Genomic DNA, 18939 nt, shown 5'->3' on the forward strand with positions numbered 1-18939 from the left:
ATAGCCTTGGCACCCATGACCGATTTCCTCGATCAGGATCGCACCGACCCGTCACCCGCCCGGCAGCGGCAGGGGCATACGCCATGGATTCGAGGAGCCGACGGGCTCGCGTACCCGCCCGAGCCCTGGTACCTCGGCGGAACCATGTTGCTGTCGGTGTTCCGAGTTCCGGTGCGCGAGCTGCCCGGCGAGGTCGCCGCCTCCGCCGCGGACGCCGACTGCCGTCTTCTGACGGTCGGCTCGGACGCGCTGATCTCGACCGCGTTCGTGCGGTACACCGCGGGCGGCGTCCTCAAGTACGACGAACTGATCGGCGCCGTCCTCGGCCGCCAGGGGTTCGGGCCTCGATGCAGCATTCCGCACATCTGGGTCGACAGCCCGCAGTCACGCACGGGCGGACGCGAACTCTGGTCCATCCCGAAGCACCTCGGTGAGTTCCGCCGGGACGAGCGCGGCCGCGAGGTCACCGCGTCGATGACGTTCGACGGCGAGCCGGTCGCAGCGCTGAGCGCGACGGTCGGGATGCGCGTCCTTCCCGGTATGCCGCGCATCCCGCTGGTCACCGCCCAGCACCTCGACGGACGCACGGTGGTGTCGCAGAACCAGATCATCTCCCGAGTGCGGCGATTGTCGACCACGTGGGCCTTCGAGCCCAGCGGGCCGCTGGGCTATCTCGCCGGCCGCCGTCCGACGACGGGAATGGCCCTCACCGACGGGTCGATCGTGTTCGGCTCGTCCGTGCGACGGTCGTGACGGCGCGGCCGGTTCACTCGTCGACGCGGGACCACGGCGCCACCTCCTCCACCTCGAACGCCAACTCGAGGAGGGTCCGTTCGTCGCCGGGAAGCGCGGAGAACATCACGCCGATCGGGGTTCCTGCCGAACTCCGACCCAGCGGCAGCGACATCGCGGGCGCTCCCACCACGTTGTGGAGCGGAGTGAAGGCGGCGTACCGCGTCAACCGGTCGAGGTAGGTCTCGAAATCGACGCGGGGCGAGAGGAATCCCAGCGGCGGTGTGACGTGGCCGAGCACCGGGGAGAGCAGGACGTCGTATCGCGAGAACATCGACCGGTAGTCCACGGCGGCGGCCCGCAGGCGCCGCACCACGCCCGGCAGGTGGCGCGCCCGAGCGGCGAACATCGCGGCCAACCCGACGGTCAACGTGTCGAAATCGGCTCGCGTGGTCCCCTTCTGCCGAGGCGTCGATTTCTGCAGAGCCCACGCGAGGAACGCCCAGTACTGCACGAAGTCGGCCGGGAACCGTGCGTCGAGCGGAAGCACGCCCACCGGCTCCACGTGGTGGCCGGCCTCGGTGAGCATCCGCACGGCGTCGTGTACGGCGGCGAGTGTCTCGGTGTCCGTGCCGTCGCCGGCCGGTGAGTTCTCGATGACACCGATTCGCAGCCGCCGGGTGCTCGGCCCGGTGACGGTTCCGATGGGGCGCAACGATCGGGCGCTCGCCCGATCCGCGACGGACCAGAACGCCGCCGTGTCGCGCACGCTGCGCGTCAGAACGCCCTCGGACACGATCGAGACCGGCAGGATCTTCTCCAGCGCAGGGAGCACGAACCGACCTCGGCTGGGCTTGAGTCCCACGAGACCGCAACAGGCCGCGGGAATCCGGATGGATCCGCCGCCGTCGTTCCCGTGCGCGATCGGCACCACTCCCGACGCCACCAGGGCCGCCGACCCGCCCGACGACGCCCCGGCCGAGTAGTCGGTGTTCCACGGACTGCGAGTGGCCGGACGCGTCGGGAACTCCGTCGAGGCGCTCAGTCCGAACTCGGGAAGCGTCGTCTTGCCCACCACGGACAGACCCATCGCCAGCATCCGCTCGGCCACCGGCCCGTTCTTCGCGGCCGGTGAACTGCGAACGATCTCCGATCCCAGACCGGACGGATGCCCAGCCACGTCACTGTTGTCCTTGACGACGGTCGGCACCCCGGCGAACCGTCCGGACGAGCTGCCGACGATCGGCGAAAAGGTCGCGCCGACGATCGCGTGCAGATCCGCGACGCGGTCGGCCCGCGCGAGCGCGGCCTCCGCAACCTCGGTCGGCGAGACGTCACGCGCCCGCAGCGCCTCGGCCAGACCCACCGCGTCGTGGGTGCCGAGGGCGTCGTCGCCGAACGCGTGGAGGCGAGCACCTGCGCTCTCCGTCGATCGTGCCCCGTCCAGCCGCATCCCGTCGGTCATCCGTTCCCCGTCCCTTCCTGCGCCCCGGCCGACCCCACCGGCGTGGTGTGGCCGTCCTCCCTGCCGTGGTGTGGCCGTGCTCACTCTAGAAGATGCACCACAGTCGTCCCGATGACGCGTCACGACGAACTACCGTCAGAGAGTTCATTTCCTGTGCGAAAGGTTTTCGGTGTCCGTCACTTCCCCCGCCGCGCCCGCGGTGTCCCGGCGCGCGTGGCAATCGTTGATGGTCCTGCTGATGGGCATGTTCATCGCCCTGCTGGACACCACCATCGTCAACGTCGCGCTTCCCACCATTCGCACCAGCCTCGACGCCTCCGAAGCCACCCTCTCGTGGATCATCTCCGGCTACGCGCTGGCCTTCGGACTTGCGCTGATTCCCGCCGGCCGAGTCGGCGATCGGTTCGGCCACAAGTGGATCTTCGTGGTCGGACTGGCCCTGTTCACGGTGGCCAGCCTGGCGTGCGGTGTCGCGCAGAACGATCTCCAGCTCATCGGAGCGCGCATCGTGCAGGGTCTGGCCGGCGGCATCTTCGTGCCCGCCGTGACGGCCTACATCCAGCTCCTGTTCCCGCCGCAGATGCGCGGCAAGGCCTTCGCCATCATGGGTGCCGTCATCGGTGTGTCCTCGGCTCTCGGGCCGATCATCGGGGGTCTCATCATCGAGGCGTTCGGAAACGAGAACGGCTGGCGACTGGTGTTCATGGTCAACCTCCCGTTCGGCATCGCGGGCCTGATCATGGCCGCGAAGATCCTTCCGTCCAAGCAGGAGATGGACGCGGGCGAGGCCCCGGCGCCGCACGGCGGTATCGACTGGGTGGGACTGGTCCTGCTCACCGCCGGCCTCGTCGCCCTGCTGGTCCCGCTGATCGAGGGCCAGGAGCTCGGGTGGCCCGCGTGGACGTACGTCACGCTCGTCGTCGGCGGGCTGCTCATCGCCGCGTTCGGCGCCTGGGAGGTCGCCTACTCCCGGCGCGGTCGGGTTCCGCTGGTTCCCCCGCGGTTGTTCACCCGGCCCGCCTTCACCGGTGGCGTCGTTCTGGCCCTCGTCTACTTCGCGGCCTTCACCTCGATCTTCTTCACCATCTCGATCCTCTGGCAGACCGGACTCGGGAACACCGCCCTGGCGTCGGGCGTGGTGTCGCTGCCCTTCGCGTTGGGCAGCATCGTCTCGTCGTCCCAGAGCAACCGGCTGAGCCTCTCCCTCGGCCGCAACGTGCTGGTTCTCGGCGCGGGTCTGGTCACCGTCGGTCTCGGCTGGATGTGGGTCGTGCTCACCGTCACCGACGCCGCCGATCTCTCGGTGTGGATGCTCGTCGCGCCCATGCTCGTCGCGGGCCTGGGCAACGGCGCGTTCATCGCACCCAACGCCCAGTTCATCGTGGCCACCGTCGACCGTCCCGACGCCGGAGCGGCCAGCGGCGTCATCTCCACGATGCAGCGAGTCGGCAGTGCCGTGGGTATCGCGATCATCGGCAGCGTGCTGTTCGCCTCGCTGACCGTGAGCAGTCCGGACGAGGTGGGCCAGGCCTTCACCGACGGCGCGGCCAACGCCATGCTGGTGAGCACCGGGTTCGCGCTGCTCGCCTTCCTCCTGGTGTTCACGCTGCCGAAGAAGGTGCCGCAGGCGCACTGAGCGGGACACGGTCGGTCCGTTGCACGTGGTCCGGCCGCGCCGCGGGGTGGGAGGCTCCCTCGCGCACCCTGCAGCGCCGCGCGCACCGTGCAGCGTGCGCATCTCACTGCACGGTGCGCGGGATCGCATGGGAGCGCTGGAGGGTGCGCGGGCGGGGTGGAGTAGTCCTCGCGCACCGTGCAGCGTGCGCAGAGCGCCGGAGGGTGCGCGGGATCGCGCCCACCGAGCGCACCCCACTCCGCTCACCGCAACCGTGTCGGTCCCCCGGTCTACCTTCTCGTCCACAACTTCCGGGGGGAAATCATGAACATCATCACGTGCCGTCGCAGTCCATCGCCCACCGACGTGGGGTGGTGAGAGATGGGAGCCAGGCAACGCCACCTCAGGGAAATCATCGTCGAGCGCGCTCGCCTACAGTCGGGTGCGATGAGCGACCCCCTTCCACCCATGCTCGCTCTGACGCCGACGGCGCTCAGCATGCGATTCGGCACGGACACCTACTCGCGCGGTGACGCGTACGCCAAGGCCGGCCGGGTGTCCGCGTTGTCGTGCGACCTGAGCACCCGTTCGCTGCGGGCTCAGGTGCGCGGCCAGGGCGCCACCCCGTACTCGACGTGGGTGGAGCTCAGCATGAAGGGTCGCCAGGTCATGGGGGTCGGCGACAGTCGGTGCTCGTGCCCCGTGGGGGCGAACTGCAAGCACTGCGTCGCCGTGGTGCTGCACGCGGTGCGCTCGACCATCGCCCCGACTCCTCAGCCGTCGCACTGGTCGCAGCGATTCGAACCGCTCCTCGACGAGGTCGACCCCGAGACCGGTGCGCAGACCGAATCCCATCTCGCTCTGCAGATGTCGTTGTCCGAGGAGGCGGATCGTCCGGATTCCGTTCGCCTGCTCGCACGCCCCGTCCGGCGCAGCCCGGCCGGACAGTGGACGACGACCGGCATCGCCTGGGATCGCATGCCGTACTCGTTCGATCGTTGGGTCGATCAGCAGCTCGAGATTCTCGAGGAGCTCTACTCCCTCTACCTCGTGCAGACCCGCACCGGCCGATCTCGGTACTCGCATCAGAAGATGGGCACCCTCGATCTCGGCGATCTGCCCGGCCGCATGATGTGGAACATCCTCGGTGGTGCGGAGTCCGCCGGGTTGGAACTGATCCACGCCACCCGCACCCTCGGCCGCATTCCGCCGATCGCGCCCGCGAACTTCGAAGTCGACGTCACGGCCGACGATTCCGGGTCGCTGACCGTGTCGGGCCGCACCACCGTCGCCGGTGTCGCCCTCGACAGCGAGTCACTCGCGTTCGTCGGCGGTGACGGCACCGGACTGGTGTTCTGGGACAGCAGGTCCGGCGAGGACTGGTCCAAGCGAGCATTTCGCCTCGCCCGGTTCGACACCCCGGTGCCCACCTCGCTGATGCCGATGGCCACCACCGAGGGTGATCTGCAGGTGCCGCGCGAGGATCGGGCGGCCTTCTCCGCTCGGTACCTCCCCGCCATTCGGCGCAGTGCGGCCGTGGTGTCCTCGGATTCGTCGTATCGGGAGCCGGTGGTCGTCGGCCCGGAACTCGAACTGACGGTGGTCTATTCACCCGGCCACCGCGCCGAGGTGTCCGGCACGTGGTGCTACACGGTGGACTCGGTTCCGCGGTACATCGGCTGCGAGGAACCGACCGTCGCCGACGGCACCCGCGACACGTCCGCCGAGTTCCGGCTCGTCACCGCCGTGGCCGACATCCTCGACACCCCGTCGTTCCTCGGCACGCTGCGGCCGTTCACGCGCACGGGAGTCGGTACGGCGCACCTGCTGACGCACTGCGTTCCCGCGCTCGAAGCACTGGATCACGTGCGGGTCGTCGTCACCGGTGAACCACCCGATTTCGCCGACGTCAGTGCCGATGTCGCGATCTCCGTCGGCACCAGTGCGGTCGAGGGCAACACCGACTGGTTCGATCTGGGCGTCGACGTCGTGGTGAACGGCACCGCCGTTCCCGTCGCGGAGGTCATCGCCGGTCTCGCCCGCGGCGACACCCACCTCATGCTGGCCGACGGCCGGTACTTCGATCTGCAGACCGAGCAGTTGGCCCAGCTGCGCGCCCTCGTCGAGGAGGCGCGATCACTTCAGGACGCACCCTCGGACCCGTTGCGGCTGAGTCGATTCCAAGTGGGGTTGTGGGACGAGTTCGTGGCGCTCGGTGTTGTCGAACGGCAGGCCGACGCCTGGCAGGCGCAGGTGTCGGGGCTGCTCGCGCTCGACAGTCTCGAGCCGGTCGCACCGCCGGACGGTCTGGACGCGACCCTGCGGACGTATCAGCAGGAGGGTCTGTCCTGGCTGTCGTTCGTCTACGCCCACGGCCTCGGCGGCATCCTCGCCGACGACATGGGGCTGGGCAAGACCATCCAGACTCTCGCCCTGGTCCAGCAGCAAAGCGAGACAACGGGATTGGCGTCGCCTTTCCTCATCGTCGCGCCCACCAGCGTGGTGCACAACTGGGCCCGCGAGGCCGCCGCCTTCGCACCGAACCTACGGGTGGTCACGGCGGCCGAGACCCGGGCTCGACGCCGGCAGAGCATCGTCGATCTCGCCGAGGGCGCCGACATCGTCGTCACGTCGTACACCATCTTCCGGATGGATTTCGACGACTTCGACTCGCGCACCTGGTCCGGCCTGGTCCTCGACGAGGCGCAGTACGTCAAGAACCACCAGGGCAAGTCGTATCAGTGCGCGCGGATGCTCGAGGCGCCGTTCAAGCTGGCGATCACCGGCACCCCGATGGAGAACAACGTCATGGAACTGTGGGCGCTGCTGTCCATCACGTCCCCCGGTCTGTTCCCGTCCCCACGTTCGTTCACCGAGCTGTACCGCCGACCGATCGAGCGCGAGGGCGATTCCGATGCACTCGCCCGCTTACGTCGTCGCATTCGCCCGCTCGTGTTGCGCCGCACCAAAGAGATCATGGCGACGGATCTGCCGCCGAAGCAGGAGGTGACCGTCGAGGTCGATCTGAACCCGGAACACCGGCGGCTCTACGACCTCACGTTCAACCGAGAGAGGCAGAAGATCCTGGGGTTGCTGGGTGACCTCGACCGCAACCGCTTCACCATCCTCACGTCCTTGACGATGCTGCGGCAGCTCAGCCTCGATCCGTTCCTCGTGGACCCGGCCCACGCGTCCATCTCGAGCTCCAAGACCGACGAACTTCTGGAGCAACTGCAGGAGGTCATCGACGGCGGGCACCGCGCCCTGGTGTTCAGCCAGTTCACCGGATACCTGTCGAGAGTGCGCGATCGTCTGAGCGAGAACGGGATTTGCCACGAGTATCTGGACGGCAGCACCCGTCACCGCGGCGACGTCCTCGAGCGGTTCCGGACCGGGGATGCTCCGGTGTTCCTGATCAGCCTCAAGGCCGGCGGTGTGGGCCTCACCCTCACCGAGGCGGACTACTGCTTCGTCCTCGATCCGTGGTGGAACCCCGCCACCGAGGCGCAGGCCGTGGACCGTACGCACCGCATCGGTCAGACCAAGACGGTGTTCGTGAACCGCTACGTCGCGCGCGGCACCATCGAGGAGAAGGTGATGGCGCTCAAGGACCGTAAGGCGGCGCTTTTTCGCAGCGTGCTGGACGAGGGCGCTGCCTTCAGCACGGTGCTCACCGCGGACGACATCCGAGGGCTGCTGGACTGAGCGCGTCACGACACGAGAGTGGGCGCAGAGGGGTTCGAACCCTCGCCGAGTCCCAGGCCAGAACTGGGAAATGCCGTCCCACCTGCGTTTGAGGCAACCTGAGATAACTCGGGATGACCCAGAATCCAGGTAGATTGTGCCCAAAATGTGCCCACGGTTGAGAGTTCCCGGAAGGAACGCGCAGGAGGCGTTCATGGTGGACGTGTCATCCCCCGGCGCCCCGTTGAGCGTGACGCGGTGTCACTCTCAGACCATGACTTGATGCCACCGGCAAAGCGTCCGACCATCTGTGGCGACTTCCACCATGGTTGCCCAGTCGTGGTGGATCTCGCCACGACTGCCCTACGATCATCGGCAGCTCAGTCAGCTCCCGGTATTGACGGATCTGCCATAAGCGGCACCAGCAAATTCGCTGGTACGGCAGCTTGTCGGAGTCGACAACGTGGCTGGTCAGTCAGGTGGTGAGGACTGCTTAGGGTCGCGTTTCGAACGCGACCCTGCGCGGGGTCATGGCGACCCTGCGGAAGTACCCCTCGGGGGTATCAACCAGGCTGACACCGCGTCAGTGCCCTCGTGCCGGCGGATCCCCAGACTCAGGCGCAACCCGAACGCGAATGCCATCCGTGGCCGCTGTGTGGTGCTGATGGGGGTGTGGCCCCTGGGGTCGAGGGGAGTTTCATTGTGAAACTCCCCTGAAACGACGACGGCCCCCGCCTGAGTGCCACGGTGGTGGACGCTCGGGCGGGGGCTGGGTGTCAGCGTCGGATGGTCTGGAACGCGAGCGCCTTGTCGCGCTGACGGTCACGCTCTTCGCGGTGCGCCTGGCGCATGTCGAACACGTGGAAGTGGGTGTCCCCTTCTCGGCGTGTGTCCTGTGCCTCGGCCTGCTGGGTGCCGAGCGCGAGGTTGGCCCCGCTGTTCATGGCCTGCAGGATCGCCGGGTTCTGACCGGCGTTCGCGGCACGCTTGTTCACCACGAACTCCTCCGCGGTCAGCCATGCGGGGACCTTGTCGTGTCCGGGTGCACCGGTGACGGATCCACCTCCTGCGTATCCGCGTGCTGCGGCCCAACCCTTGAGCAGTTCGAGCAGTGCGGGCGGGGAGTTCGGCGGTGCGTCACCGAGGCGGTCGACCTCGGTCATCCCCGGTTCGGTGGGCTGGACCCGCTGCTCGGCGGTGCCCTCGGTTTCCCCTTGCTTCGCCCATGCGTCGGCGGTGAGCTGTCCGGCCTGGACGATGGGGGGCAGGGAGTCCGGGATGCCGAACACACCGAGTGCGTCGGAGACCTGACCGGAGATGAATGCTTCGACGACGGACCCGGCGCGTTGTCCGGCCATCTGCGACCACGACGACGCGGAGGATGCGGGTGTGGGGGTGGCGCCGGTGGCGGATCGTGCGGACGGTCCGACGCGGGAGGTGGTGGTGTCGACGTCGGCCCCCACCATCGGAGTGCCGTCCTTGTTCACCCGGCCGCGTCCCTGCTGCGACCAACCGCCCGGATCGTCGAACGACGCCGACGGCCCGATCGGCAGATACGCGTGATCGGTGAACTGGCCGGCATCGGCACCGACAGTGCCGCCGACCATTCCGCCGCCGTACCCGCCCCCCATCTCCACGTTCGTGCCGTCCGGGAGCGTGCCGGCAGTGTGACCGCCACCAGGTCCACCGTTCTTCCACCCCATCCGCAGGTCACCGTTCGACCCGCGGCCGGACAGAAACCCGAGCGCGGCGAGAGCCGAACCCTGTGTGGCTGTGGCGAACCTTCCCGCGAAGGGTGCGAGGCCGACTGCGAACCGGGCGATGGCGGACATCGCACCCGAGCAGTCACCCCAGTTGACGCCGCCCCAGTCGTACGGGGCACCGGTGAGGGGCTTGCCCTGCGACCCGTTGACGAAGTCGAGAAGGTCATCGGCGCCCACTGCACCGACGCGACCACCTTCCGCGTAGCCGGGCAGCTTCGGGAACGTGCCCGCGTTGATGGCTGCGAGCTCGCGGTCGTACCGATCCGAGGAGTTGCGGTTGACGATCCACTCCCCGGCGTCCACCCACGACGTCGGTGCACCGGTGGCGCGAGAGACACCGAGGATGCCGTCGGTGGTTCCCGTTCCGGGACCGGACGTGGGGAGGCGTCCGCCCATCGCGTTGCCGGGGATCGCCACCGGGCCCTGCACGTTGCCCTGAGGACCACGGAACGTGTTGACGGCGTTTCGGTATTCCACGATGTCGAAGCGGACGGTGCGGTTTCGGGCTGCCTCGTTGATGGCGTCGTTGACCACACGGGCCTGCTCCAACGCCTGCGTGATGAGCAACTGCACGTCCGGCTCGGCGGTGGAGTCGTTGATGACAGACAGCTCGCGGAGGGTGACGTCCCGTCCGGCGATGAAGTCGTCGATGATCGCACCGACCTGAGGTGAGACCGCGGTGCGGTCGATGCTGTTGAGGGAGTCCCGCACCGCCTGGTCTTGGATGTTGAACGCGGTGGCGTCGGCGGTGATGGCCGGATCCGCGACGGAGATGTCGAGGCCGACGACCTCGGCCCTCACCCGTTCCATGGCGGCGAGTGCTGCGGTGGAGTTCGCGGTGACCGTGACCTCACCGGTCGTGGCGTCGATGACGTCGACTTCGAACCCGAGACGCTGCAGAGCGGCGCGGGCCTGCTCGTCCTCGATGAGGATCGGGCCGATGGTCTTCGGTCCGTCGCCGTCGATCTGGCCCATCGCCAAGGTGACCGCCGTGAGGGCCTGCATGGCTTCGTCTTCGCCCTGGACATCCAGGATTGGAGTGACGTAGGCGTTGTCGACGACACCGAGTTCCTCGGCCAGCTCGCGGACCTTGTCGATCGGAAGGTTGTACTGCGTGGCGAGGGCGTCGAGGGCGGGGCCGATGGTGCCCATCGCGGTGCCGGCGTCGACACCGGAGATCCGAAGGTTGAGGAACTGGTCACCGAGTTCGCGCAGTGAATCCTTGAGCGCGGACGCGTTGGGCTTGGCGCCGTCGAGTTTGCCGTTGAGCCCGAGCAGTTCTTCACCGAGACCACCGACCGGGTCTGCTGCCTCGGCGGCGGCGGTGCTGATCTCGCGGACCGATTCGGCGGCGTCGAACAGTGCGCTGTTGACGTCGGTTTCGAGGATGCCGAGTCCCTGGAGCACGGTCCGGAGTCCGGAGAGTTTCTTGTCGGAGTCACCGGCTGCACCGGCGATCTGGTCGAGGCCGTCGGTGACCATGAGTGAGGCGGGCCCGATGCGCTCCATCGACGACTGCAGGAGTTCGAACTCCCGACGCTGACGGGCCAACTCGTCCGCCGCAGCGCCCATGCCACCGGCACGGAGCTGCGCCTCGAACGCCTCGAACGACGACTTCGATCCCGTGACCTTCGCCGCGAGCTCATCCGAGGACAGGCTGAGTCGGTCGAACTCGGCTTTCGTCTGCGCAGCACCTTCGGCGGTCTGCCGCATGGCGTTGTAGGCGTCGGTCCCCGCCTGCGCCTGACCGGTGAACCACCCACCGATGTCCCGCAACCCCGCTGTGACCTGACCGAACATTCCCGGACCGGTCTCCGCGATACGGGCCTGAGCGGCCTGGAAGTCTTCGAGACCCTGAGTGGCGGCCGCGATGACACCGTCGTCGACCGCACCCGCCGACGCGGCGAGAGAGTCCGCCAATTCACGGGAGGACGACGCGGCCACACGAGACGCCGAATCCAACGCCGATGTCTGCTTCTCCGCTTTGCCGAACTCGCGAACGAGCCCGATCGTGACACCGGCGGCGGCCGCGAGGCCGATGACCAGAGGGCCGCCGAGCGCGGACGAGATTCCCCGAACTCCGGATGCGACACCGGCGGATGCTGCACTGACGGTGCCCGCGGTGCGGCCGAAGCGTTCGGCGCCGGCCGCGGCGTTCACGAACGCCTGCTGCATCCCCGCCACCGCAGGGGCGCGCTGCCCGATCTGCTGAACGGTGGTGCCGAACCGTCCGAGAGTGGTGGTGCCGACCCCGGCGACACGGATCATCCCGGACTGCGCGGTGGTCAGCGCCCGCGTCGACGCCGCATACGCAGCGGTCTGGGCGGTCACCTGAGTCAACCGAGCGGAGATCGGCGTGAACAGCGCGGGAATGGTCTTGAACGCCAGGAACCCCACAGCGAGGCCGTTGACGACGCCCTGATTCTCCGTCATCAGCGACGACACCATTTCGAGCGCAGGCACGAGGGTGGCGTCGAGGATGGGCGCCACCGCTTCGAGGGTGTTAAGCAACACGCCCCACGCCGAGACGCCCGTGGCGGCGGAGGCGGTGGCGAGGGATTGTCCGACCGACAGCAGCGACGGTGCGAGTGCGGTGCCGGTCATGACGAGGTCGTCGAAGATCCCGGACAGCCGGGACACCGAGGACGTCACCAGGTCGGAGTTGGTGAACTCGTCGAACGCGTCCTTACCGGCCTCACCGAACGCGAGCAGCGACGGGATGTAGGAACTCGTGAGGCTCTGTTCGAAGTCCTCCATGACGGGCTTGGCTTTGGTGTTGAGTCCGTCGACGGCGTCGGTGATCGCGCCGAACGCACCGGCGGCCTGACGGAATCCCGGACCGGCCACCGTGGCACCGAACCGACCGAGCGCCGCTCCCATGTTCGCGAGAGCACCCTTGACGGTCTCACCGGATTTCAGGGCCGCCCCACCGAGACCTTTCTCCATCGCGTTCTGGAACGTCGCGAAGTTGACCTCACCGTCCGACGCCAGCTTCAGCGTTTCCTCGGCGGTGGTGCCCAACTCCTTGCCGAGGAGCTGGATGATCGGGATGCCCTGATCGTTGAGCTGGGCGATGACGTCGCCCTGAATCTTGTTCGAGGCCGCGACCTTGCCGAAGATCGCACCCATCTCACCGATGCCCACACCGGCGATGGTCGCGGCGTCACCGGTGAGCTTGAGGGTCCGTTCGAGGTCCTTGCCGGGCTTGACCCCGGCAGCGACAGCCGACGCCGCGACCGTGGCCGCGTCCTCGAGCCCGAATGCAGTGCCCTTCACCGACGCCAGCGCGTTGTCCATGATCGACTCGACTGCGGATGCCGAGTTGCCGAGGCCGGTGAGCTTCGCCGTGGCGTTCTCGATGCCCGACAGGCGCCCGATGCCCTTGGTGATCGCGGTACCGAGAACGCCACCGGCCGCGACACCCGCACCGACTGCACCGACCTTCAGGGTCTTGCCGAGGCCGGTGGCGAGCTTCGAGCCCATGCCCTGCCCTGCCCGGTCTGCGCCGGCCTGCGCACCGTTGAGGGCGGATTGAATACCGGGGCCTAACTTCGAGGTCTCGGGGACGATCGACAAATATCCGATGCCGAGTTCGGTCACGTGATCCCACCTTCCGTGGATCGCGCACCGGGCCCGGAAAGGGGTGGAAAGGGTCGAGCAGAGGTTCAGGGATGGATCACCCAGACCCGTAGGGAGGGCTTACGTGAATGCCATCCGTGGGAGCTGGGGCGGGGTGTGGGGGTCGTGCCCCCTTGGGTCATCGGCCGGTCATGGCGTGCCAGGCCATGGCGTGGCTCTCGGTGTGGCCGAGGCGCTTAGTGGTTTGCTTCACCCCGGCCTTGACTCCCTCGGACAGTTCGCGGGCCTTGTCCCGGTCACGTTCCTGCCGCTCGTCCCACAAGTCGTCCAGCTTGCGGGGGTTCGGGATCCACAGTTCGGCGCGGGCGACGAGCCATGCCAGCTCGGCTACTGGTTCGTCGGGCCAGGGGGCACCGTTGATGCGGTCGCCGCTGATGGAGTCGCGTAGCACCGCACCTGCGGGGTCCAGGCGCGCACCGCTCTGGGCGGCGCCCTTCGTCGCTCGCCATGTCGGCCAGATCTCGTCGAGGTTCGCGATGTGTGCGTCGTTGGCGCTGGCGGGTAGCGCGGGACCACTGCCGACGCGGCGTGCCGAGTTCCACCTCTGCTCGTTGGTGCTGACCATGATGGCGGCTTGTGCACGGCGGAGTGCGTCGTAGGTCCGTCGGTGTGCGGTGAGGGCTGACCATGCGGTGACCTGGTCGGTGCCGGCGTCGATGGCGTCGGCGGCGGTGCTGATGGCGCCGAGGGTGGTGACGTGGGTCTGTGCGTCGTCGAGGAGATCCGCCAAAAGATCGTTGAGGTCGTCGAGCAGTCGGGGTGCAGCGGAGATGACACCGTGCTCGAGTGCGTTGGTGGCGCGGGCCCGGATCTCGAGGAGGACGGCCCTCTCGGATTCGAGGGAGACGGCGTTGGCTCGGTGTTCGGCCAGGCGGGCGACCTCGGTGGGTGTGACGGTGCCGGCGGCGACGAGGGTGTCGATGTCGTCGTCGAGGGTCCGGGCGGGTTCGGCTGCCTCGGTGAGTTGGGCTTCGGCTTGGGCGTCGGCGGCGAGCGCTTCGGGGATGCCGGGGAGCGCACCGATCATGGCGGTCAGCACGGGATCGGCGACGAGGGTGCGGTACGTGGCTCGGCCGGTGACGAAGGACATCAGACCTTCTTCCCGAACCGGCGGTCGGCCTCGGCGTTGGCGGCGGCGATGCCCGATGTCTTGTCGGCCTCGTCGGGTCGGGCTTCGGTGAGGAGTCCACCGAGTTCGGCTTCGCTGAGTGCGGACAGGTAATCGATCACCTCGGTCTTGGTGGGTGCCATTTACGTTGCTCCTTCGATGTGTTCGGTGACGGTCTGTGCGTCGAATCGCCAGCGGCCGCCGACCATCCGTCCGCCGAGCTGGGTACCGCGGCGTCGAACGTGTCGGGGAGTGCACTGCAGGAGCTGCGCTACCCGGTCGGTGCCGATCGTTTCGATGACCTCAGTCTCACCCTCGGATGGTTCGGTGATGTCCGAATGTCCTGCAGCGGACGCTCTTTCGAGTTCCTCCTGCAGTATCCGCAGGGGTTCGGAGTCGGGTAGTCGGTTGCGGCTGCGGGCGCGGCGAGCGATGACCACGGACATGCGGGCGGCGTCGACGGCGGGCCCGGTGAGCAGCACTACGCCGGGTGCGAGGACCTGGATCGGCGGGGTCATTTCTTGGCCCGTTCGGCGGCGTCGACGATCTTGTCGGCCAGGGCGAACGCCTCGGCGGGAGTCATGGCGATCTCGACGCCGCCGATCACCACCACGACGGAGCGGGTGTCGGGGCGCCGGTTCTGCACCTTCGGCCAGGCGTCGGGCATATGAACCTTCACGCGGCGGCCTCCCGTCGTCGTCCGGGCCTCATGACGGTGCCGGCGAGCACCTGCCCGTCGAGGGGCTGGTCCTGCGCCCACTCGGTGCAGGCGTCGAGGACCGGGCATCCGGCGCAGATGGCCCGTGCACGCTCGTGGCGCTCGGCCGCCGCCACCCTGCTTTCGTCATCCCCCTTTGGGTCGAAGATGTCCGCACGCCCGATGCAGAGGGCACCGTCGAGCCGAGGCAGGCCGGCCAGGACGTTCAGCAGCAATCCGTCGATTCCAAGATCCACATGCTGCATCGGCCTCGGTCCCCGCTTCACGACGCGTCCCCCCGAGCGACACGCTTCGACTTCTCGACCGCGCAGTCGATGTGGACGCGGCCCCTGCTGGCTTCCGGCATCGGCTTGTCACACAGCGCGCACGAGCGGGGTTCAGTGGCCTGGGAGCGGTCGATCGGAATGACGTTGGAGACCTTCTTTTCTGCAGTCGGCTCACTCTCACGGGCGTGAGCCGACTGTGATTTCGCCCCAGTTGGCTCACGGAGTTTCCCCAGGTCAAGCCCAGTTGGCTCAGTTGGCTCAGTTGGCTCACGTGAAGGCGGCGTGTGATCCGACTGAGCCGACTGCACCGTGGTCTCCGGCAGGGACCAGATCGACATCCGCGGGAACCCCTCATACGTGTAGATCACGCCGAGTTTCTTCGCCGCCCGCTTGACCGTGGGTTCGGAGATCCGGGCCTTGCGGGCTGCGTCCTTCACCTGCCGCGCTTCGGGCTTGCCGTGCTCGGTGAGGTAGTCGGCCAACCATGCTTCGGCCTCGGTGCGGTCGTCGGCGTCCGCTGCGTCGTCGGGCCCACTCAGCAGTTCGCGAGCGTCTCGGGTGGATTCCCCGTGCCAGCGGAGCACGCCGATCTCGGCGTCACCGTCCTCGGCGGCAATGGTGGTCGACTCGATCGACGCCTCCATCGACCGCACCCGCGGTGCGAGATTTCCCTTGGTGTTCGTGACGATGAGGTGCCCGGTCTCGTCGTCCTGCGCGACGGACAGCACCGACCGAGCGACCTGAGACCACGCGATCGAACCGAGGATGAGTTTGCCGGTGTCGGCCCCGTCCCGCTTCCCGAAATGACAAATACCGAGAACGACGCAGTCCCGTCGGCCGGCGAGCTGAGAGAGGGGCTCGAGGTACTGCCGGACGGCGCGGTCGTCCTTTCCGCTGAGTTCCGAGGACATGCTCGACGTGGCGGCGTCGAGCACCACCACCGCCACATCGTTGTCCGCGATCACCTTCTCCAGCGCGGGGGTGTCGAGCGGGAGAATCAGAGTTCCGTCGTCGGTGGTGTCGGTCTGCACGTCCACGAACAGCACCCGGTCCATGTCCGCCCCCGCCGCTCGGAGCCTCGGCGCCACCGTGAACTCACGGGCATCCTCGGTATGGACGTACAACACGGTGCGCGGTGTCCCGGCGAGCTTGCCGTCGGTGGTTCCGGTGGTGACCTGAGCGCAGATCGACGCAGCGATCGTGGACTTTCCGAGCCCTTCACGTCCGGCGAGGAGGGTGAGCGATCCGGCCGGGATCCAGTCCTGAATCACCCAATCGACCCGCCGGGTGACGACGTCGGATCCGCGGGTGAGGCGAAGCTCGCGCGGCCGGGTGCGGATCGGTACGAGGTCGACCATCGTGCCGCCGGCAGCAACATGGTCGGACAAGTCCTTGCCGTGCTTGGGTTCGACGAGGGCGACGTCGGCGTGATCGGCGAGGATCGACACCTGCAGTGCACCGTGCTTGCGGCCCGCGGTGTCCTTGTCCTGGACCACGATCACCCGCTTGCCGTACAGCGGCGTGTAGTCGAACTTCTCCGCCCCCGACGTGGACGGTGTGCACGCGGCGACGACACCGAGAATCTCAGCGGCGTGCACGTCCTCCTCCCCTTCGACGAGGTACACCACGTCGGCCGTAGCGAGGCGATCGGCGCGGTACAGGGCACGGCCGGAGTTGTTTCCCGGCTGCGTGAACGCCTTCTTGACGGTGCTGCGGCGCTTGATCCGCCCGTCGGCGTACGTGTAGTCGACGTCGTCATGGTCGTAGAGGTCTCGCATCGTCAGGTTCAGGGCGGCGAGAACGTCCGTGGTGTCGCAGTGCGCGTGGCAGTGCACGAGTACGCGGGTCTCACCGTCGGTGACGGACAGCGACGGCGTTCGATCGGGGTGCGCGGGGCAGGTGGCGGAGATACGTCCGTGACCACCGTTCGTGATGGTGGCACCGGTGTCGTTCAGCGCCTCGATGATCCGGGTGTACGCGGTGGTGGTCATGCGGCACCTGCTTCTTCGGAGGCGGCGTGGCGAGCACACACCGGACCCATGTGGCGACGGACGGACGACGTTGCGACCAACCACGTTCCGCACCTGGAGCACTGCACGGCGAGACGAAAGTGCCCACCCGCGAGTGCGGCCATGAGCAGCTTCTCGGCGGGGTTGCGGAGCAGTTCGAGACGCTCTTCGAGCGAGGAGTTTTCGAGGGCAGAATTGGTATGATTACTCTGCTGGGTCATGGTCATGACTTTCTGGTGATGCGGGGCCGGCGAGGTCTACGGACTTCGCCGGCCCCGACTGCGTTCGGCAGGAAACGTTGCACCGGGCCCTTGTGAACGCGTGTCAGCTGTCGATCGACCACCGCCTGAAATCCGTTGCCACCCAGAGGATCGACTGCGCTGCGAGCAGCACCATGAGGACGAGTTCGAGGGTCGTCACAACGCCTCCCTGATCTCGGCGGCGGCGCGAACGCGGCCTTCGTCGCGGGTGATGCGGTGAGGCACCTGCATCCGACGAGTGGTCATCGGCTTGCGTGGGATCTCACCGAGCACGTCCACGAGGTCGTACAGCAGATCGACCGCCTCGGTGACGCTCATCCGCAGATGGGTCGCACCCCAGTCCACTCGGATCTCGGCGCCGGTGTTGTCGGCGTGCACCCGAGCCTTCTCGGTCTCCGTGTCATCCATCCAGGACCTCATCAGGAACCCACCAACCCATCGGCGCCGGGAGTGAACCGTTCGAGGCGAAGGGTGCAGGTGGACTCGTCGGCCCACACTCGGTATCGGCCGTTGTCCTGTCCTGGATCAGCGGCACGGGGTCCCTCGTACACAACCCTCTCCGGGCGGTGCGTCGCCCGGTAGGGCCACACGTGCACGACGACATGGCCGGGGTCGATCTCCACGACCGTCCGAACAGGTCGACCGTCGGAGTATTCGGCGGCGAGGGCCAGGGCGCTGGTCATCTGACGGAAGCTGGCGTCAAGGACCTGGATCTCGGTGCGGTCCGGGTTGACACCGACGTTCTCGACGAGCGATTCCGGCGCCCATTCCATAGCGCGTGCAGCGATCGCGGCAGCGTTGAGGACCACATCCGTTCCGGTGTAGAAGTTCACTTCTGCACCTCGCCTTCGAGGGCGACGTCGAGCAGGAGCAGTAACCCGTGTGCGAGTTCGGCCGCTTCGCCGAGCGTCATGATCATCTTGTCCACACGTTCGAGTCCGCGGCCTTCGATCGCGGACTTGGTGTGATCGACCTGGATGTATGCCTCATGACTAGTCATCATCTGTATCAGGGCTGCGCTCACGTGCGCCGGTGCAAATCCGACGTGTTCGTCGGCGTGCCCGCTCTCTCGCCGAAGAGGCACACGGACAGGTATCGACTGCCATGAGCTCATAGAAGGTGTGTAGTAGTTTCGGGTATCGCCGTCTTCGGCCCACTCGGGTGCGGTCGCGTCGGGGAAGAGCTTCTCGACGATCTCGGTGGCCTTCATGAAGTACAGATCTTCGCCGGCGCGTTCCTTGGCGTAGAGCTGCCAGAGTGCGGAATCGGGCTTCACCTTGGCGAGGTTCTCGGCCATGTACTCGGCGAACTCGGACTGTGCCGTGTTCTCGTCGGTGGTCTGGTCTACGCTGTTACTCATCAGTTGGTTCCTTCCGTCATGGGTCGGTTCTTCTGGTTCAAGCCCTCGATGCCCTGGCCGGCGTCGGGGGCGTTTTTCTTGCTCCTGTGCAGCATCAGGCGACGCCATCCAAGCGATCGACGGACACCGTGTTCGCTTTGACGTACGCAGCGAGGTCATCCCAGGTGTAGAGGACCCTGCGGCCGTGCCGCACGAAGCGTGGTCCGGATCGTCGGTAACGCATCTGCGATAGCGCGCTCGTGCTGGTCCTGAGGAAATCTGCCGCCTCTGCTGGTGTGGCGAGCGCTGATCTTCGGGCTCCTGTGTCCGAGTGGGGCATT

General features: G+C 67.5%; 16 protein-coding genes. 3 read left to right on the top strand and 13 right to left on the bottom strand.

What is annotated here, in order from left to right; all coding sequences use genetic code 11:
- The first annotated feature begins 15 nt into the window (after positions 1–15).
- On the top strand, positions 16–753 hold the full coding sequence (locus ACY466_RS13930; protein ID WP_463245947.1) for an acetoacetate decarboxylase family protein: 738 nt from the start codon (positions 16–18) through the stop codon (positions 751–753).
- 13 nt (positions 754–766) lie between these two features.
- Here the strand turns inward: ACY466_RS13930 and ACY466_RS13935 are convergent, their stop codons facing one another.
- A complete protein-coding gene (locus ACY466_RS13935) occupies positions 767–2197 on the bottom strand; it encodes an amidase (protein ID WP_463245948.1) in 1431 nt (476 codons plus the stop codon).
- Between the two features lie 169 nt (positions 2198–2366).
- Here ACY466_RS13935 and ACY466_RS13940 point away from each other — a divergent pair, with 169 nt between their 5' ends.
- A complete protein-coding gene (locus tag ACY466_RS13940) occupies positions 2367–3833 on the top strand; it encodes an MFS transporter (protein ID WP_463245949.1) in 1467 nt (488 codons plus the stop codon).
- Positions 3834–4259: 426 nt separating this feature from the next.
- Positions 4260–7517 carry a DEAD/DEAH box helicase gene (locus ACY466_RS13945; protein WP_463245950.1) on the top strand — a complete coding sequence of 1086 codons (3258 nt, stop codon included), beginning with the start codon at positions 4260–4262 and terminating at the stop codon, positions 7515–7517.
- Between the two features lie 755 nt (positions 7518–8272).
- Here ACY466_RS13945 and ACY466_RS13950 read toward each other — a convergent pair.
- From ACY466_RS13950 to ACY466_RS14005, 12 genes are all read right to left on the bottom strand, one after another.
- Positions 8273–12859 carry a tape measure protein gene (locus ACY466_RS13950; protein WP_463245951.1) on the bottom strand — a complete coding sequence of 1529 codons (4587 nt, stop codon included), beginning with the start codon at positions 12857–12859 and terminating at the stop codon, positions 8273–8275.
- A gap of 157 nt (positions 12860–13016) precedes the next feature.
- Positions 13017–13988, bottom strand: a complete 972-nt coding sequence (locus ACY466_RS13955) for a hypothetical protein (protein ID WP_463245952.1) — start codon at positions 13986–13988, stop codon at positions 13017–13019.
- The gene (locus tag ACY466_RS13960; protein WP_463245953.1) at positions 13988–14149 is read right to left on the bottom strand and encodes a hypothetical protein; all 162 of its coding nucleotides are present in this window, start codon (positions 14147–14149) and stop codon (positions 13988–13990) included. The genes ACY466_RS13955 and ACY466_RS13960 overlap by 1 nt, the downstream gene beginning before the upstream one ends.
- On the bottom strand, positions 14150–14524 hold the full coding sequence (locus tag ACY466_RS13965) for a hypothetical protein (RefSeq protein ID WP_463245954.1): 375 nt from the start codon (positions 14522–14524) through the stop codon (positions 14150–14152).
- Positions 14521–14685: a hypothetical protein gene (locus ACY466_RS13970; protein WP_463245955.1), complete on the bottom strand. Its 165-nt coding sequence runs from the start codon at positions 14683–14685 to the stop codon at positions 14521–14523. The genes ACY466_RS13965 and ACY466_RS13970 overlap by 4 nt, the downstream gene beginning before the upstream one ends.
- Positions 14682–14969, bottom strand: coding sequence for a WhiB family transcriptional regulator (locus ACY466_RS13975; RefSeq protein ID WP_463245956.1), 288 nt, complete (start codon positions 14967–14969; stop codon positions 14682–14684). Before ACY466_RS13975 ends, ACY466_RS13970 begins: the two co-directional genes overlap by 4 nt.
- Before the next feature lie 17 nt (positions 14970–14986).
- Positions 14987–16981, bottom strand: coding sequence for an AAA family ATPase (locus tag ACY466_RS13980; protein WP_463245957.1), 1995 nt, complete (start codon positions 16979–16981; stop codon positions 14987–14989).
- A complete protein-coding gene (locus tag ACY466_RS13985; RefSeq protein WP_463245958.1) occupies positions 16978–17226 on the bottom strand; it encodes a DUF6011 domain-containing protein in 249 nt (82 codons plus the stop codon). The genes ACY466_RS13980 and ACY466_RS13985 overlap by 4 nt, the downstream gene beginning before the upstream one ends.
- Positions 17227–17415: 189 nt before the next feature.
- Positions 17416–17667 carry a hypothetical protein gene (locus tag ACY466_RS13990; RefSeq protein WP_463245959.1) on the bottom strand — a complete coding sequence of 84 codons (252 nt, stop codon included), beginning with the start codon at positions 17665–17667 and terminating at the stop codon, positions 17416–17418.
- A gap of 11 nt (positions 17668–17678) precedes the next feature.
- Positions 17679–18092, bottom strand: a complete 414-nt coding sequence (locus ACY466_RS13995) for a hypothetical protein (RefSeq protein WP_463245960.1) — start codon at positions 18090–18092, stop codon at positions 17679–17681.
- Positions 18089–18619 (bottom strand): hypothetical protein, encoded by a 531-nt coding sequence (locus ACY466_RS14000; protein ID WP_463245961.1) that lies wholly within the window; start codon positions 18617–18619, stop codon positions 18089–18091. Before ACY466_RS14000 ends, ACY466_RS13995 begins: the two co-directional genes overlap by 4 nt.
- A 94-nt stretch (positions 18620–18713) precedes the next feature.
- Positions 18714–18938, bottom strand: coding sequence for a helix-turn-helix domain-containing protein (locus tag ACY466_RS14005; RefSeq protein ID WP_463245962.1), 225 nt, complete (start codon positions 18936–18938; stop codon positions 18714–18716).
- Position 18939: the final 1 nt, after the last annotated feature.

It is taken from the genome of Rhodococcus sp. K11/5 (assembly GCF_055193735.1).

Coding starts and splice junctions, on each gene's coding strand:
- ACY466_RS13965 (WP_463245954.1), bottom strand. CDS start 14,524: ATGACCCCGCCGATCCAGGTCCTCGCACCCGGCGTAGTGCTGCTCACC.
- ACY466_RS13945 (WP_463245950.1), top strand. CDS start 4,260: ATGAGCGACCCCCTTCCACCCATGCTCGCTCTGACGCCGACGGCGCTC.
- ACY466_RS13975 (WP_463245956.1), bottom strand. CDS start 14,969: ATGCAGCATGTGGATCTTGGAATCGACGGATTGCTGCTGAACGTCCTG.
- ACY466_RS13960 (WP_463245953.1), bottom strand. CDS start 14,149: ATGGCACCCACCAAGACCGAGGTGATCGATTACCTGTCCGCACTCAGC.
- ACY466_RS14000 (WP_463245961.1), bottom strand. CDS start 18,619: ATGAGTAACAGCGTAGACCAGACCACCGACGAGAACACGGCACAGTCC.
- ACY466_RS13990 (WP_463245959.1), bottom strand. CDS start 17,667: ATGGATGACACGGAGACCGAGAAGGCTCGGGTGCACGCCGACAACACC.
- ACY466_RS13935 (WP_463245948.1), bottom strand. CDS start 2,197: ATGACCGACGGGATGCGGCTGGACGGGGCACGATCGACGGAGAGCGCA.
- ACY466_RS13980 (WP_463245957.1), bottom strand. CDS start 16,981: ATGACCACCACCGCGTACACCCGGATCATCGAGGCGCTGAACGACACC.
- ACY466_RS13955 (WP_463245952.1), bottom strand. CDS start 13,988: ATGTCCTTCGTCACCGGCCGAGCCACGTACCGCACCCTCGTCGCCGAT.
- ACY466_RS14005 (WP_463245962.1), bottom strand. CDS start 18,938: ATGCCCCACTCGGACACAGGAGCCCGAAGATCAGCGCTCGCCACACCA.
- ACY466_RS13985 (WP_463245958.1), bottom strand. CDS start 17,226: ATGACCATGACCCAGCAGAGTAATCATACCAATTCTGCCCTCGAAAAC.
- ACY466_RS13930 (WP_463245947.1), top strand. CDS start 16: ATGACCGATTTCCTCGATCAGGATCGCACCGACCCGTCACCCGCCCGG.